The 14893-nt window shown below is 38.0% G+C and carries 16 protein-coding genes; 1 reads left to right on the forward strand and 15 read right to left on the reverse strand.

Going from position 1 to position 14893, the window contains the following annotated elements:
* Positions 1-565: 565 nt before the first annotated feature.
* From fliY to NY10_RS07155, 11 genes are all read right to left on the reverse strand, one after another.
* Positions 566-1612: a flagellar motor switch phosphatase FliY gene (gene fliY / locus NY10_RS07105; protein ID WP_058919315.1), complete on the reverse strand. Its 1047-nt coding sequence runs from the start codon at positions 1610-1612 to the stop codon at positions 566-568.
* Positions 1612-2610 carry a flagellar motor switch protein FliM gene (fliM, locus tag NY10_RS07110; protein ID WP_058919316.1) on the reverse strand — a complete coding sequence of 333 codons (999 nt, stop codon included), beginning with the start codon at positions 2608-2610 and terminating at the stop codon, positions 1612-1614. The genes fliY and fliM overlap by 1 nt, the downstream gene beginning before the upstream one ends.
* A gap of 2 nt (positions 2611-2612) precedes the next feature.
* Positions 2613-3029, reverse strand: a complete 417-nt coding sequence (locus NY10_RS07115) for a chemotaxis protein CheW (RefSeq protein ID WP_231726713.1) — start codon at positions 3027-3029, stop codon at positions 2613-2615.
* Between the two features lie 9 nt (positions 3030-3038).
* Positions 3039-3401: a response regulator gene (locus tag NY10_RS07120; RefSeq protein WP_058919318.1), complete on the reverse strand. Its 363-nt coding sequence runs from the start codon at positions 3399-3401 to the stop codon at positions 3039-3041.
* A 3-nt stretch (positions 3402-3404) separates the two neighbouring features.
* Entirely contained in the window at positions 3405-4010 is a 606-nt protein-coding gene (locus NY10_RS07125; protein ID WP_082664209.1) for a chemotaxis protein CheC, read from the reverse strand.
* Positions 4000-6060, reverse strand: a complete 2061-nt coding sequence (locus NY10_RS07130) for a chemotaxis protein CheA (RefSeq protein WP_058919320.1) — start codon at positions 6058-6060, stop codon at positions 4000-4002. The genes NY10_RS07125 and NY10_RS07130 overlap by 11 nt, the downstream gene beginning before the upstream one ends.
* A 96-nt stretch (positions 6061-6156) precedes the next feature.
* Positions 6157-6927, reverse strand: a complete 771-nt coding sequence (locus tag NY10_RS07135; protein ID WP_058919321.1) for a CheR family methyltransferase — start codon at positions 6925-6927, stop codon at positions 6157-6159.
* Positions 6924-7952, reverse strand: coding sequence for a protein-glutamate methylesterase/protein-glutamine glutaminase (locus NY10_RS07140; protein WP_082664210.1), 1029 nt, complete (start codon positions 7950-7952; stop codon positions 6924-6926). Before NY10_RS07140 ends, NY10_RS07135 begins: the two co-directional genes overlap by 4 nt.
* 23 nt (positions 7953-7975) lie before the next feature.
* Positions 7976-8458, reverse strand: a complete 483-nt coding sequence (locus NY10_RS07145; protein WP_058919322.1) for a chemotaxis protein CheD — start codon at positions 8456-8458, stop codon at positions 7976-7978.
* Positions 8459-8506: 48 nt separating this feature from the next.
* On the reverse strand, positions 8507-8962 hold the full coding sequence (locus NY10_RS07150; RefSeq protein ID WP_058919323.1) for a chemotaxis protein CheW: 456 nt from the start codon (positions 8960-8962) through the stop codon (positions 8507-8509).
* Positions 8963-9165: 203 nt separating this feature from the next.
* Positions 9166-11223 carry a methyl-accepting chemotaxis protein gene (locus tag NY10_RS07155; RefSeq protein ID WP_082664271.1) on the reverse strand — a complete coding sequence of 686 codons (2058 nt, stop codon included), beginning with the start codon at positions 11221-11223 and terminating at the stop codon, positions 9166-9168.
* Positions 11224-11547: 324 nt separating this feature from the next.
* On the opposite strand from NY10_RS07155, the gene NY10_RS07160 reads away from it, so the two are divergent.
* Positions 11548-12390 carry an aldo/keto reductase gene (locus NY10_RS07160; protein WP_058919324.1) on the forward strand — a complete coding sequence of 281 codons (843 nt, stop codon included), beginning with the start codon at positions 11548-11550 and terminating at the stop codon, positions 12388-12390.
* A 162-nt stretch (positions 12391-12552) separates the two neighbouring features.
* Here the strand turns inward: NY10_RS07160 and NY10_RS07165 are convergent, their stop codons facing one another.
* From NY10_RS07165 to NY10_RS07180, 4 genes are all read right to left on the reverse strand, one after another.
* Positions 12553-13044 (reverse strand): LURP-one-related/scramblase family protein, encoded by a 492-nt coding sequence (locus tag NY10_RS07165; protein ID WP_058919325.1) that lies wholly within the window; start codon positions 13042-13044, stop codon positions 12553-12555.
* 70 nt (positions 13045-13114) lie between these two features.
* Positions 13115-13636 carry a cysteine hydrolase family protein gene (locus tag NY10_RS07170; RefSeq protein ID WP_058919326.1) on the reverse strand — a complete coding sequence of 174 codons (522 nt, stop codon included), beginning with the start codon at positions 13634-13636 and terminating at the stop codon, positions 13115-13117.
* Between the two features lie 116 nt (positions 13637-13752).
* The gene (locus tag NY10_RS07175; RefSeq protein ID WP_058919327.1) at positions 13753-14148 is read right to left on the reverse strand and encodes a hypothetical protein; all 396 of its coding nucleotides are present in this window, start codon (positions 14146-14148) and stop codon (positions 13753-13755) included.
* Positions 14149-14195: 47 nt separating this feature from the next.
* Positions 14196-14615 carry a hypothetical protein gene (locus tag NY10_RS07180; RefSeq protein WP_058919328.1) on the reverse strand — a complete coding sequence of 140 codons (420 nt, stop codon included), beginning with the start codon at positions 14613-14615 and terminating at the stop codon, positions 14196-14198.
* Between the last annotated feature and the right edge of the window lie 278 nt (positions 14616-14893).

Consider the following 14893-nt stretch of genomic DNA (forward strand, 5'->3'; position numbering starts at 1 on the left):
TAAAATTATTAGCTTACTTAATGAGTTCTATCATTTTTTATGCTAGCAAGTGAAATAAATGTATTTCCTATTCAGAAATCCCAAAATTTCTGGAGGAATAGTGTTTGCTTGTAGCCATGAAAAGGATTCAATGCGAATTACGAAGCGTTTACGCTACGTTTGAGGCTTGAAAGCCTGGAGACCCAAGGGCTCCAGGCGGTCCCATGGCTTTCTACAAGCAAACGCGTAGATTCCGGAAGGAATTTTACTCCCTTAAGAAATTACTAACACGGTTTTATAAGGAACTTCTTAGTTGAGCTGCGAACGCTAGGCATTCGAAAAATAGACAAAATTCCCGCAGAAGGTCACTTCGTTTCTCTCTCTTAAATCTCTGTAAGGATGATACATCCAACAGAGACTAAGTAATTTTCTGTCATGCCTGTTCAGCGTTCTCCGCATCCTTTTATTTTAGTTGAGCTGCGTGCCGCAGTTTCTCGTCAAAATAGATAATCTTTCTGGAAATGAAACATTTCCGTCAAGATTCCTAATTTTGAATCGAAACTCCCTTGCGGCACTTCGCATCCTGTTATTTTAACTTTTTGATTCTTTGTTCTTGGCTTAGAATATTGGTGATGCGGACTCCGAAGCTTTCGTTGATGACAACGACTTCTCCTTCGGCAATCAGTTTATTATTGACAAAAATTTGTAACGGTTCGTCGGTCATTTTATCCAATTCAACAACAGATCCAGCCCCTAGTGCCAAGATATCTTTGATCGTCTTTTGGTTTTCCCCTAAGACAACACTGAAGTGAAGCGGAACATCCATGATTAAATCCAAATTACGAGCATTGGTCAGTGTACCGGTACTCGTCAGTTCTTGGAATTCAGGCGTTTGAATCCCTACTTTTTCTGATGTTTCCGGTGTAGTTGGAACAGGTGCCGGCTCAGCCGGTAATTGTCTTTCTTCCAACACTTCAGCATCGCTGCTCATCATGATTGCAGCAATATCCCGGACGGTATCCAATGTGAAGATCTGCATGATTTCACTCTCAATGAGGTCATCGACAGTCATTTTAAAAGCAATTTTACAAACAACTGTATCGCCTTTGATTTTGTCATATTGTACAGTTTCATTATCTTTCCAGACCTCAACATCAGGCGGCAAAATATCAACTGTCCGTTCCAGCATGGTTGCCATCGCTGTTGAAGAAGAACCGATCATTTGATTCATCGCTTCTCCAACGGCACTCAGTTCCAATTCAGTAAATTCTTTACCGGTTGCGTCGCCATCGCCGTCCATCATTAAATCAGCAATGATGATCGCATCGTTTATGTCCATCATCAACAAATTGCTGCCAACCAACCCTTGTTTAAATTCAATCGTTGTAACCACTTTAGGTGCTTTGCTTTCATCAATGATTTCTTGAAATTTTAGACAAGTGACACGTGGAGTTGTGATCGTTACCCGATGGTTAAGAATGGAAGACAGTGTTGTTGCAGCTTGGGACATAGTTATATTGCCAACTTCACCAATGATATCTTGTTGGTCTTTATCAATTGTATCAGCTGTTGTTTCAGTGGGTGCATTTAACATTGCATCTATTTCCTCTTGGGATAGCATTTCGTTACTCATCAGTCTGTCTCTCCTTCAATATACTGTAATACTTCAATCGCCCTCTTTTTGCCTTTTAATCCCGGTTTCACGAGATAGTGCGGACGTTGTTCTACTGACATAATCAGCGGATCTGAAGTTTTCCCTTCTAGAGGAATAATATCGCCTAGTTCCAGTTGAAGGAAGTTTTCCAATGTCATCGTAGCTTCTCCTAAAAGAACTTCTAAGTTTACTTTGGCAGAATTTAAACTGGCTTCTATTCTTTTGCTGTCAGAATGATCTGTTCCTTTTTCAGTGTGGAACCAGTTCTTTAAGCTTAGTTTATCTAAAATCGTTTCAAAGAATATGTAAGGAACACATATATTAGCAAATGTCCGCACGCCGAATAATTCAACGGTAAAGGTCACTAAAACAACCGGTTCGTTAGGTGACATATTTTGCAGCAGCTGCGGATTTGTTTCCGTTGTTTCTAATTGTACATCCAGTTCGACAACATCGCGCCAAGCTAATTCAAATGCACGAATAAAATCAACTAGAATATCATCTAAAATCGCTTTTTCAATATCCGTGAAGTTTTCTTTCACTACTTCTTCGCCAGTCGTTCTCACTTCAGCACTTCCGCATAACAAGTCGATCAGCTGCAGACAAAGCTGCGGGCTCAGTTCGACGATCTGCGTCCCTTCTAATGGTCTAGAATGAAACATGCCCATTAAAGTAAAACGAGGAACCGAATGCACAAATTCATCAAAACTGACTTGTTCAATAGACGCCAGCTGCAACTCAACATTGGTTCTGACTTGAGTTGATAACTTGTTTCCAACAATTTTTGCAAATTCTTCAAACACCATATTTAATGTACTGATATATTCTTTAGACAAACGGGCAGGACGTTTAAAATCATAGTTTTTAACTTTGTTTTGTTCTTTTTCCTGTTCTTCTAAACCTTTTGCGTCAATTTCTCCGCTTTCTACCGCTTTCAGTAAAGAATCAATTTCTTGTTGTGATAAAACTTGTTTCACTACTATCCCTCATTTTTATAAAATAGTGTCTCCATATTGATTATATTCACTATCTGATCTTTCACTTGAATCAATCCGGATACTTTATCTTCAGCTTGGTGCTCAAGCTCTTGAATATCTGCTGGGTCTATTTCCGTAACCCATGCAACATTATCCACCATGAATGCAAGTTTTTCTTCATCTTTTTTCACAATGATGATGTTATTGTAACATAATTCTTCAGATACATCAGTAGGGAAGAGCAGTTCATAAAAATTTATCAGGGTAATGACGTTTCCTCTTAAATTGATCAATCCTTGAACCCATTTTGGAGATTGCGGGATAGCCGTCCAAGGCATCTTTTTGGTTATTTCTTCTACACTTTCAGAAGAAAAAGCATAATACTTCTTATTTAGTGTGAAAATAATTATTTGCATCATCTGCTCACCCTACAACATAGCTTTATCTAAGGCTTTGATAACACGGTCTGTATCGAAAGGTTTTACAATGAAATCTACTGCTCCTGAACGAATGGCGTCCATTACCATTCCTTGTTGCCCCATTGCACTGCACATCACTACTTTAGCTGCTGAATCGAATGCTTTTATGGCTTTTAAGGCTTCGACGCCGTCCATTTCTGGCATAGTAATATCCATCGTAACCAAATCTGGTTTTTCTGCTTTATATTTTTCAATTGCTTCCAATCCGTTTTGAGCTTCTGCCACCACTTGATAGCCATTTTTTTCTAGAATATCCTTCAGTTTCATTCTCATAAATGTTGCATCGTCTACTACCATCACTTTTTTTGTCATTTGTTATTCTCCTCCGACTCCTAATAATGTAAACATTTTTTCTAATATTCCCGGCTTGGGAACAAAATATAATGAAGACTCTAAACGATCTCCTGCATAGTAAAATTCATTTTTAATAATCATAACATTTTCTTCGTATTGTCCTTGTTCTAAATAGACACTACTCATAATCGCTCCAAACATATCTTTTGTCAATAGCGGCACAGAAGTTATTAGGTGAATATCCAATAATTTGATAATCGCATTCAGAAAAGAGTTGACCAGAATATTGACCAGTTCTTGCAAAGCTGAGTCAGCTAATTGTTCTGTAGCAACGACTCCATCAGGCATCATCATCGTCACGATACTGTCAGAAGCAGCTTCATCGACAGTGAATAGGAATATTCCTTCTGCATCTCCAAGCATTTTCGTCAAAACGGCTTTAACCACCGCATCTTCGGGCATGATTTGTTCGTAAAGCTCTGAGTACTCCAGCATTTCAATGATGGGAACCGTCATATTGACCGGCTTGTCTATCAATTGTGACAAACTGGTGGCGGCATTGCCGCCGCCAATGTTGATGATTTCTTTAAGTGCATCCAGTTCAAGAACAGAATAATCAGTATTCAAGGTCGTCCTCCTGACTAGCACTAGCCTGGCAAATGCTGGCAATATCTAGAATCATAATGATTCCGCCATTTCCCATAATAGTAGCTCCGAGGTATTTTTTCAGCATACTCAATTCTTTGCCTAATTTTTTAATAGCAATTTCTTGTTGTCTAATGATATCATCTACAACCAATGCATACTGTTTTTCGCCTTGTTTGACTAAAATCAAATGAAGGTTTTCGTCATCAACAGCTGCAATATCAAATGCTTCATTTAACCGAACGACAGGTACAGCTGTATTTTCAAACATATAAATTTCACGGTTGTGAACTTGAATGATTTCAACTGATTTTGGTTTAATGATTTTTTGAACGTTTCCAAGCGGCATAGCAAATACTTCATTGCCAACTTTGATCAACAACGCTTGGATAATAGATAACGTCAACGGTAAATTCACTTTGAAGACTGTTCCTCGATTGATGACACTGTCAATTTCAATAGTTCCACCCAATGTATTGATTTTTTGTTTGACTACATCCATTCCTACGCCTCTACCAGAAATACTGGTTACTTCTTTAGCTGTAGAAAATCCTGCATGAAAAATCAGCTGTTGCAATTCTTTATCGCTTAAGCCTTCTGTCGCTATGCCTTTGCGTTCCGCACTTGCTTTCACAGCAGCCGGATCAACACCTTTTCCATCATCGGAAACGGTTAAAACGACGCGATTGCCTTCTTGATAAGCCGTGATTTTAATTTGCCCTTTAGGATTTTTCCCAAGTTCCAATCTCTTTTCAGGCATTTCCACTCCATGGTCGGCAGCATTCCGAATCAAATGAATCAACGGTTCTCCTAATTCAGAAACCACTGTCCGATCCAATTCTGTGTCTTCTCCTTCGATCACCAGTTCAAACTCTTTGCCTAAGTCATTACCCAAATCCCGAACCATTCTTGGGAAACGACTCATCACTGCACTGACTGGCTGCATTCTGATTTTTAAAACCAGCTCTTGCAAATCAGCGCTGATTCTGGCAACTTGTTCCAGCGGCTCTTCCAGTTCTGACGCTTGAACTTGCGAACTGATATCTTCCAATTGTGTACGGTAAATAACCAATTCCGATACTAAGTTCATAAACGTATCCAGTTTTTCAATGTCGACTCGAACAGAATGATTCATCGCTTGCTTTTGCGGCGCTTTAGTTTTCGGAGCTGCTTTGTCTGGAACAAGCACATCTTCTGTTAGGGTTACAGGTTTTTCATCTTCTTCAACGGCTGCCTCATGGATCAGCGCGTCTGTTTCAAGAGTTGTTTCAGTGATGGTTTGAATCAAGACATCTTCAATTTCGCTGTTATCTAATGCAAGATTCTTAACCTCTTCTTCTTCTAATTTGCTTAGAAAAATCAGTTTAAAAACCGTCCCGAAATCTTCGTTTTCCAATACCTCTGCATTCGGTTCGACATAAAGCACATCTCCATGTTGTTCCAGCTTACTCATGACCAAGAAAACACGTGCGTTTTTCATGCTGCTGTCTTCCGCTACTTTCACAGCTACCACATAAGCATTAAAGCCGCTTTCTTTTGCGCTTTCAATAACTTGTCTATTGGAATCGTCCAGTGTATGTAACGTTAGATTAAAATCTTCATCCTTTTCTTCGGGCTCTTCTTCACTTTTTTCTTCTGCTGCAGTGTTTTTTCCGTCAGCGACTGCATCAAGCTGCTCAACCAGTGTTGTAATATCTCGATCGGCTTCATTACCTTCTCTTAAGTCTTCGACTAAATCTGATAAGGTATCCAAACAATCGAAGATAAGCGCAATCGATTTTTCGTTAACTTGAATGGATTTCTTTTTCAGCAAATCAAAGACATTTTCCATTTTATGCGTCAGCTTTGCCATTGTATCAAAGCCCATGGTTGCGGCCATTCCTTTGATGGTATGGGCTGATCTGAACATCACATCGACTATTTCTGATTGTTCTGGATGTTTCTCTAATTCAAGTACTTGTTCATTTAAACTTTGTAAATGTTCATCTGTTTCCTCAAAAAACAATTCAAGGTACTTACTATTTTCATCCATAAGTATCCCTCCTTTTTTATACGTGCTTATATGGATCGGCCGAAGCGAAGATGGGTGCCAATCAGTGTGATGACGCTCCGCATCCTCTTTTGCATCCTACATTTTTTCGTAGATAAATGCGGACACTTTTTTGAGTCCATAAACTTCTGGACTATAGATAGCTTCGGTTGCTCCGGTAAAGAACAGTCCGCCAGGTACAAGCGAATCGCTGAATTTTTGATACAGCTCTTCTTTGACTTCATTTTTAAAGTAAATAGTGACATTCCGGCAAACAATGATGTGGAATCCTTTGCCAAATTTATCGGCAATCAAATCATGTTTTTTAAATTGTACATTATTTTTAATGTTCGATTTCAAGTGATAGTTGCCTTCTTTTTCTTCAAAATAACTGTTGCGGTCCGTTGCTGAAACATTTTTCATTTCATGTGTTTTGTATACACCCAATTTGGCCCGTTTTAGAATAGTATCATCGATATCTGTCGCTAAGATTTTGTCTGATGTCCGCATTTTATGCTTGTCTAGAATCATTGCCATCGAGTAAGCTTCTGCTCCGGTAGAACAAGCAGCACTCCAGATTTTCATCGCAGGAAATTCTGCAGACAATACCAGCATTTGCTTTTCAAATTCTTCAAAAATATCCTGATTCCGAAAAAAATCTGTAACATTGATAGTAATGTAATCTAAAAATTGTTGCTTAACGGCTGGGTCTTTTTGTATTTTCCGTGAATAGTCTTCCAATGTAACAGCGCCCGCATTTTTCATTACGCTGGCAATCCGTCTTTGCAACTGTTTTTCTTTATACCCGTCCAGATTGATATTCAGGTTTGCTTTAGTCCAATCATAAAAATAATCGTAGTTTAATTTCATTGTCTCACCCTTACTATCCAATTTATCATTTCAGATATCTCTGTTAAGCTGGCAACTTCATCTACAACACCTTTTTTCACTGCATTGCCCGGCATTCCGTAGACGACAGATGTTTCGCGGTCTTGAGCCAGTGTAAAACCGCCTTTTCTTTTGATTTCACTCATTCCGGCACTTCCATCATGCCCCATTCCAGTCAAAATAACACTCACTAACGCCTCTTCATAAACAGCAGCTGCCGATTGAAACAAATAATCGACTGCCGGCCTTACACCTAAAATTTTTGGCGAACTATCCAGTTTGATCTTATTTTGTTCAATCGTCATATGATAATCACCCGGAGCCAAATAGACGACTCCATTTTGAATCTGCATACCTTCTTGTGCTTCAACAACGGTTACCGTTGATTTCATATCCAACCGTTCAGCAAAAGAAGCTGTAAAACCTTTAGGCATGTGCTGAACGATAAAAACAGGAATATCCAAGCTTTCTGGCAAATTGCGCACAACATGCAATAAGGCTTTTGGTCCCCCAGTAGAAGCGCCGATCACAATAGCTTTCACTTTTTTCGGAACGGCCTGCTGCCATTCTTTTTGTGCCGCTTTTTTAGCAAGCGGCTTTAGCAGACCTGCTACTTCTTTTGTTTCAAACAGTGGTTTGATTTTTCTTTCGATTTCTTTTTTAAATTCTTCTATTTGATTTTTCAAATCAACCGGTTTTTCGATAAAATCCATTGCCCCTAATTCTAAAGCTTCGATGGTATTATCTTCTCCGCTATGAGAGCTCATCATCACAACTGGAATATGAAATTCCTGTTTAATGATTTCAAGTGTTTCCAGTCCATTTAAACCTGGCATTTCGATATCTAACGTCACGATATCTGGTTTAAGTGCTGGAATAGCTTTTAAAGCATCCCGGCCATTTCTTGCAGTTCCGACAATTTCCAGTCCTGCTATTTCCGATATCGTCTCTGTTATTATTTTTCTCATGAATGCAGAATCATCCACGACCAACACTTTGATCCCCATCTTTTAAGTCTCTCCTGTCCGCTTTACAATACAATAATTTCTCTGTTGACCATTCGGACCTTGACTGTAAATGTCGTTAAATCTACGATCATCGTTCTGCCCATATTTCCGCCGGTATGTGTGCCGAGTAAGGGTATGCCCATTTCTTTCAGGCTGCGTTCTACTGCTAAAACATTGCGATCGCCGATACTGCCTTTATACGCGTCTTTCGACACTTGAAACATACTGGCTCCGCCGGCAATTTTAGCAATTAATTTCTGGTTTTTTGTCTGGTTTCTAATTTCTGCAACCATTTGTGGAATCGCTAAATCAGCAAATTTCTCAATTTTATTGGCTCCTTTAAATGAGCTGCTGTCTGGCAGCATGATATGACTCAAGCCGCCGACTTTTGTTTTTGGGTCATAGATCGCTACTCCTACGCACGAACCTAACCCAATCGTCATCAGCGTTTGAGGCATCCGTGCTACTTTGTAGTCTGAGATACCTACTTTTATTTCGTTCATCATGCCTCTTTCCCCAATCCTTTGTCTTACCGTTCGCTTTTTTAGTTTACCTTATTTATTGATGAGTTCAATCAGTTCTTTTTCATTTTCTGTTGAAAAGAGAGCATCCACATCTAATACCAAAATGATCCCTGCTTCTGTTTTAAACAGCGCACGTACATATTTTGCTGCGCCTCTCATTTCTTCAGCCGCTTCTGCTTCATCAGCCGGAATTTCTTCAAAATTATTGACAGCAAGGACATCATCTACCACTAATCCGATTTTCAGTTCTTTCCATTCGGCTACAATGACTTTTGTTTTTGGTGTTAAAGGCGTCAGCTGTTTAAACAGCCGTTCAGATAAATCAACAATCGGCAAGAGCCGGTCGCTATATGGAATAGCTCCTAGTAAATAGGATGAGGTATCAGGAATTCTTGTCGGATCTTCCATCATGATGATTTTTTCCACATCTGTTATCGGGATCGCAAAATTTTGAGCGCCGCTGGTAAAAACAATAAACTTTTCCATGTTGTTCCTCCTGCATAGTTTCTTTTTTATGGTACTGTCGAGTTTTGATGTACTTATTTTTCATAGCAGAATAACAGAAAACCAGTGGGACCTTTGGTACAGGCAGAACCTTTTTATTTCTGCCCATACTGCCGGATCACCACTGATTTCTCCTGTTATAAGCTGAATAAATCAGCACACTCTTTGGTCATTCAAAATAAAGGTCAATTAATTTTAAACTGTTTGGCTTCTTCATTTAATTGTTTAGCAATATTATCCAAATCTGCAATGCTGGCAGAAAATTCTTCCATCGTTGCCAAAATTTCTTCTGCATTCGCAGACACTTCTTGTGTTCCAGCTGAGTTTTCTTGTGCGGATGCAGCAATATTTTCAACAGCTGAAACGGCTTCATCTTTATGAGATTCGATTTGGCTGCTTAAACCGGCCACACTGATAATGTTTTCTACTAAAACTTCCATTTGATCGGTTACTGTATTAGCAGAATCGATTGCTTCATCGATCGTGTGTGTTTGTTTTTCACTTTCTTCAAAAGATTGATTCATTTTCGAAATCATGGTTTGAGAACTTTTTTGAACAGTTTTAATGATGTCCCCAATATTTTTAGTGGATTGAGCACTTTGTTCAGCTAGTTTCCTGACTTCGTCTGCTACCACAGCAAACCCTCTGCCAGATTCGCCTGCACGAGCCGCTTCAATCGAAGCATTCAGTGCTAACAAGTTGGTTTGGGCAGAAATACCGCTGATTACTTGGCTGATGTTTTCGATGCTTTGGATTTCTGCAACGACTACATTAATGCTTTCCGTTAACTGCACCATCATTTCAATATTCGCTTGCCAGTTTTCATAGACATGGAACATTTTCTCACTGTTTCGTCCATTGGCTACTGTTGTGTCATCAGCACTTTGCCCCATTTTTTGAATGTTTTGTTCTACTTTCCCTAAGACTTTTGATAGTTCTTCCATTTTACCTGAAGTTTCTTCTGCATCTTGGGTTTGGATACTTGTTGCTTCAGCGATTCCTGTGATCGTCTCTGAAACTTCTTCTGTTGCTGAACTCGTTTGTTTCGCAATCTCTGTTAGGGTAGTCGACATATCGATTATCTTATGACTATTTTCTTGGATACCGCCAACCATTATTCTAAAATTGTGCACCATTTCATTGAATGAAAGGGCGATTTGATGCAATTCATTTCCATTTCGATCAAGTTCTTTTCCTTCTGTTCTAGTTTCTTTTTTATTTCTAAACCATTTCATTCTAGGCAAGATCATAATGTCTTTTGCTGTCATTTGAGCGGTTAAATCACCGTCTTGGACTTTGCTAAAAGCGTTCGTTAAAGCAGTGGTTAATTTCTTAATGTATTTTGAGAATAAGACAGCTGCAATTAACGCAATGACTAAAGAAACCAATAAAACGATTAAAGCGCTATTAAGGCTCGCTTTGTTTTCATCAGCCATTTCTTCTGGGTGAACAGCTCCATAAACGATCATTCCTAGTCTATCGACTTCTTTATAATAAAGGTCAATGTCTTTATTATAAGCATCGTCATGAACAAAGCCGGCTTGACCGACTATTTGTGTAAAGAGTGGTTTATCTGAGACATCTTTCCCTATCTTTTCAGGGTCTTTTGCCATCACATACGTTCCTTTATCAGTAATCACAAAAAATTCTCCGGTATTTCCAACTTGAGAAGAAGTAATCAATTTATTGATTTTTTCAAAACTCAAATCAAACCCTAATACCCCGTAAACTTCGCCATCACGGACAATCGCTTTAGAAATAGTCATTACAGGTTTTCCAGTTCCCGCATCCGTATAGGCTTCGCTCCAATAAAGTGCGCCGTGCCGCTCGACGGCCCGCTGATACCATTCTCGAGTAGTATTGTCTATTGATTCATCGAGTCCTTCACCAATTATGCCTTCCCCTACCGGCACATAATAAGCATGTTCTATGTATAAACTACTCGTCTCAACAAATAATAGATCTTCTGAAATACTTTCTTCAAGTGCAGCATCTTCCGACAATTCCCAAAAATCAGGTTTTTGAGCTAATATTTCTAACGTATCCTCTAATTCTTGCCCGATCCAATCTAATTGAGTAGCGAACTGTGTCGTGCTGCTTTTCTCACCCGTTTCAACACGCTGTGTCAATGAAGCTTTTGTACTGTTGTAGCTCGTCAATAAAACAATAATAACAGGTATAATCACAACTAAAAACAAGGTTATGCCCACATTCATGCCGATACTTTTTTTCTGGGACTTCATTTTTTCCACTTTATTCTTTCTCTCTTTACGGACCACTTAAAAATCCTCCTCTTATTATTGGTTCTCAACAAAGCGTTATCCAGAGTTTGTCTTTCATTCATTCTCTTATTTTCAGCTATGGCAAAAACCGGCTTTATTTTCGCGACAATTTACTCTTTGTTTATATCGGACAGTTTATTATTTTTTTAAGCGCTTTTTCCAAAAAAGAATTGTTCTGCAATCTTCTCAAATTATAAATCTAAACCGTTAAAGCATTTCCTTGCAGCCATTTTTTTACATGGTAAACTTCTATTGTAGAACCAGCATTTTAAGAGGAGAGATGATATGGATAAAAATGTTCCAGAAATCACATTGAACGATGGATTAATTATGCCCAATATTGGCTTTGGTACGTATACTATAAAAGGAGCACGTGGAGTTAATGCTATTGAAAATGCCATTGCTGCGGGTTACCGTTTAATCGATACCGCCTATAATTACGAAAACGAAGCAACCGTTGGACAAGCCATCAAGCGCAGTTCTGTTCCCCGCGAAAAATTAGTGGTAACCTCAAAACTTCCTGGTCGTTACCACCTGTATGATGATGCCGTCACTGCTATCCAAGAATCCCTTTACCGGGCAGGGCTTGATTACTATGACCTTTATTTGATTCATTGGCCTAACCCTAAACAAGACCAGTATATAGAAGCATGGCAAGCCTTAATTGATGCACAAAAGTTTGGTTTGATTCGTTCAATCGGCGTTTCTAACTTTTTGCCAGAACATTTAAAACGATTAGAAAAAGAAACAGACGTATTGCCAAGTATCAATCAAATCGAACTCCATCCTTATTTTACTCAAGAAAAACAACTCGCTTGGAACAAAGAACAGGGTATTCAAACACAATCTTGGAGTCCTTTAGGCAGAGCCAACGATATCTTGCAAAATAAAGCCATCAAAGAAATCGCAGATACCCACAAAAAATCTATTTCGCAAACCATTTTACGTTGGCATATCCAATTAGGTTCTATTCCGATTCCTAAGTCCTCTTCATTTAAACACCAATTAGACAACTTATCGATTTTTGATTTTGTATTGACTGACGAAGAAATGACTCTGATCTCTGCCTTAAACAAACCAGATGGACGCAACAAGAATCAAGATCCAGCTGAATATGAAGAGTTTTAAATAAAAAACAGGCGCTAGGGAGTAAAACCGCTAGTACCTGTTTTTTTAGTTTATGAGCTTAAGTTCTTTCAATAAACTAATAGTTTTATTCACATTTTATAGAGAGTTTATTTTATTATTTATTTTTCTCTCTATATGTCATGTGTTGATAAATTTTTCTTTTTATGAACCACTGCTGCCAGCGGCTCGCTGACTTGCCATCACACAATCGATAACAATGATTACGCCTAAAGCTGCTAACACATTGGTTTCATCGCTAATGTTCAGTGCATAGGCATCCCCCCAGCTCAGCCACTCTTTAGAAATATCTGCAATCACTCTTCCTTGTTCTACGATTTGATAATTATGTTCCCAAAAAGAACCTTCTACATTCCAAGAAGGGCCTTCAATTGTGTAACGCGGTCTTAAAAAAGTGAGTTCTTTGATCACTGCAGCCACTTCTTTATCTTCAATAAACAATGAATACGTAGGCAAAAACCGCCACAGCCGTTGTTCGATATACAGTACTTCGTTTCCGCTCATATCTTGCACATGCAATTTCTTTCCCCATGAAAAGAGTTCGCCTTCTACTGAATAAACATCTTGTCCTTGGTTGTTTTTAATTGTAAACCGGTCATTCCAAGAAAATATTTTCTGCTTGATATAATACTCCATTGGCTATCGCCTTTCTAATTTAAAGGTTTCTTTCTCCTGATTTCTACAAACGAACACACTTCTTCGATGTTTAGGTTTCATCTGAAGTTTGCACTTCCATTTTTAAGCTCTTCATAACATCCAAAGCTGCTTGATGAAGTTCAGGTGTTGTACCCACACACATATCTTTTAAAATCCGAATTGAGGCTAGAGGAAATGATGTGTGAAGCATCACCGCATTTGAGAGGACACAGACATTTGTTTCAACACCGACAAATTCAATAAGTCTATCAGGATCTTCTCCGTATTCTTTTTTCAGTTCAGCTGCATCTTCCGGCGAGATAGAATGAAAAGTTTTCTTAATAGCTGTGTGATTTTTCAAAGCCTCTTTTAAAGGAAGATACAAGTCCATACCCCATTGTTTTTCTTCTTTAGAACGCTCATCGTCTTCTGTATCGTGTTGATCCAAAGTATAATAAATTGATTCGCCTTGTTCTTCTTGTTTCTTTATTTCTTGGATGATTTTTGGAACAATTGCGGCTGCACCAGGTACTGGTAATTTCCCTTTTTCGTTATCAACAAAATCATTTTGCATATCAATAATAAATAGCATTGCACTCCAACCTCCTATTAACGATTGTTTTCTATAATGTCAGATTCTATTTTTAATCTAAGGTTTCTGCTAAGCCTTAAACTAAAAGAAAAACCTCACTAAACCAACTAGCTTCTTTAATTATCCGTTTTTTGATGACTCATGAAGTCTCTCGTATTTTTTTTATTAAAATCCGTTAGCAACAGTTTTGACGTTTTAAATTTTCGTTCCGTAATGGTGTATTGACCGTCTATTTTTTCGTTTAACGTTAATAATATTCTAATAGTAAATAGGTTTTCTTTTATATCTAGGTTCAACAGCTCGCTTATATCTCGTTTGAAAGAATCATAAAAATCAAACGTCGCAGTACTAGTAGCTGTAACCACAAAAAAAGATTCACCTATGTAGATGCAATAGAAAAAGTTTGCACCAATTTTTTGTCCAATAATCGTCTTTCCTTTCTCAAATTTCGAGTCAGTATATGTTACAGCAAGGTGATCAAGGTAATTTTCTTCCTTTAATATGACGTTCATGTCGATAACCTCTCTTCCCTTATTCATTTTTTAAAGCTTTACCTTGTTTAAATATGAATCTCTGCTGGTTTCTTAATGGATGAGAATAATAAAACAATTGAAGTTGCATACAAAATAATCAAAAGCAGTACCAAAAACAATAAAAATAATGCTAGGATAGAAAATACCGTGGCTAACAATGGAAATAATAACGCTGCACTAGTCAGTACTAGAACCAAGGCAAGTACAATATAAATCTTTATCCAGGTTAAACTTTTTTTGAAAACTACTTGATAGAAACTAAACCACTTAACCAATTCAAATAAGATAGTTACCCAATTTATCGGAGTATCCCAATTTGTTGAACTTGCTGCGTTCTCTAATGCAAGTGTATTAAGATATGCTAACAAACCAGCGATGGCAAAAACGGTTAGCGTCGATAGGATGTTGCTGAGCGTCAACAACACTATTCCAATATTTTTCTTCATTTGATACCACTTTATGTCTTTCGTCTTTTCTTAGTTCTATTTATGGTAATAGTATACTTTATTACCCATATAAACAATATTTTTCATTCTCACTAACTATAAATTTTTTAAACAAATCTTCGGTTTCCTCACACATTAGAATTTTGGGTTTTCAAGAAGTTTCAAAATGGTCTCATCTTTTTTTAATCCATTGATTAGGGATATATGGTAAACTCACTATATAAGTAAGCGTTTTCCAAAGCAACCGTCTTCAGTTTAATATTGTTAGGTATTAGACA

Origin of the sequence: Carnobacterium sp. CP1, assembly GCF_001483965.1 — a bacterium.
GTDB lineage: Bacteria > Bacillota > Bacilli > Lactobacillales > Carnobacteriaceae > Carnobacterium_A > Carnobacterium_A antarcticum.

Coding starts and splice junctions, on each gene's coding strand:
- NY10_RS07150 (WP_058919323.1), bottom strand. CDS start 8,962: ATGGAAAAGTTTATTGTTTTTACCAGCGGCGCTCAAAATTTTGCGATC.
- NY10_RS07135 (WP_058919321.1), bottom strand. CDS start 6,927: ATGAAATTAAACTACGATTATTTTTATGATTGGACTAAAGCAAACCTG.
- fliY (WP_058919315.1), bottom strand. CDS start 1,612: ATGAGTAACGAAATGCTATCCCAAGAGGAAATAGATGCAATGTTAAAT.
- NY10_RS07115 (WP_231726713.1), bottom strand. CDS start 3,029: ATGATGCAAATAATTATTTTCACACTAAATAAGAAGTATTATGCTTTT.
- NY10_RS07140 (WP_082664210.1), bottom strand. CDS start 7,952: ATGGGGATCAAAGTGTTGGTCGTGGATGATTCTGCATTCATGAGAAAA.
- NY10_RS07170 (WP_058919326.1), bottom strand. CDS start 13,636: ATGCTATTTATTATTGATATGCAAAATGATTTTGTTGATAACGAAAAA.
- NY10_RS07165 (WP_058919325.1), bottom strand. CDS start 13,044: ATGGAGTATTATATCAAGCAGAAAATATTTTCTTGGAATGACCGGTTT.
- NY10_RS07120 (WP_058919318.1), bottom strand. CDS start 3,401: ATGACAAAAAAAGTGATGGTAGTAGACGATGCAACATTTATGAGAATG.
- NY10_RS07175 (WP_058919327.1), bottom strand. CDS start 14,148: ATGAACGTCATATTAAAGGAAGAAAATTACCTTGATCACCTTGCTGTA.
- NY10_RS07130 (WP_058919320.1), bottom strand. CDS start 6,060: ATGGATGAAAATAGTAAGTACCTTGAATTGTTTTTTGAGGAAACAGAT.
- NY10_RS07160 (WP_058919324.1), top strand. CDS start 11,548: ATGGATAAAAATGTTCCAGAAATCACATTGAACGATGGATTAATTATG.
- NY10_RS07155 (WP_082664271.1), bottom strand. CDS start 11,223: ATGAAGTCCCAGAAAAAAAGTATCGGCATGAATGTGGGCATAACCTTG.
- NY10_RS07180 (WP_058919328.1), bottom strand. CDS start 14,615: ATGAAGAAAAATATTGGAATAGTGTTGTTGACGCTCAGCAACATCCTA.
- NY10_RS07145 (WP_058919322.1), bottom strand. CDS start 8,458: ATGATGAACGAAATAAAAGTAGGTATCTCAGACTACAAAGTAGCACGG.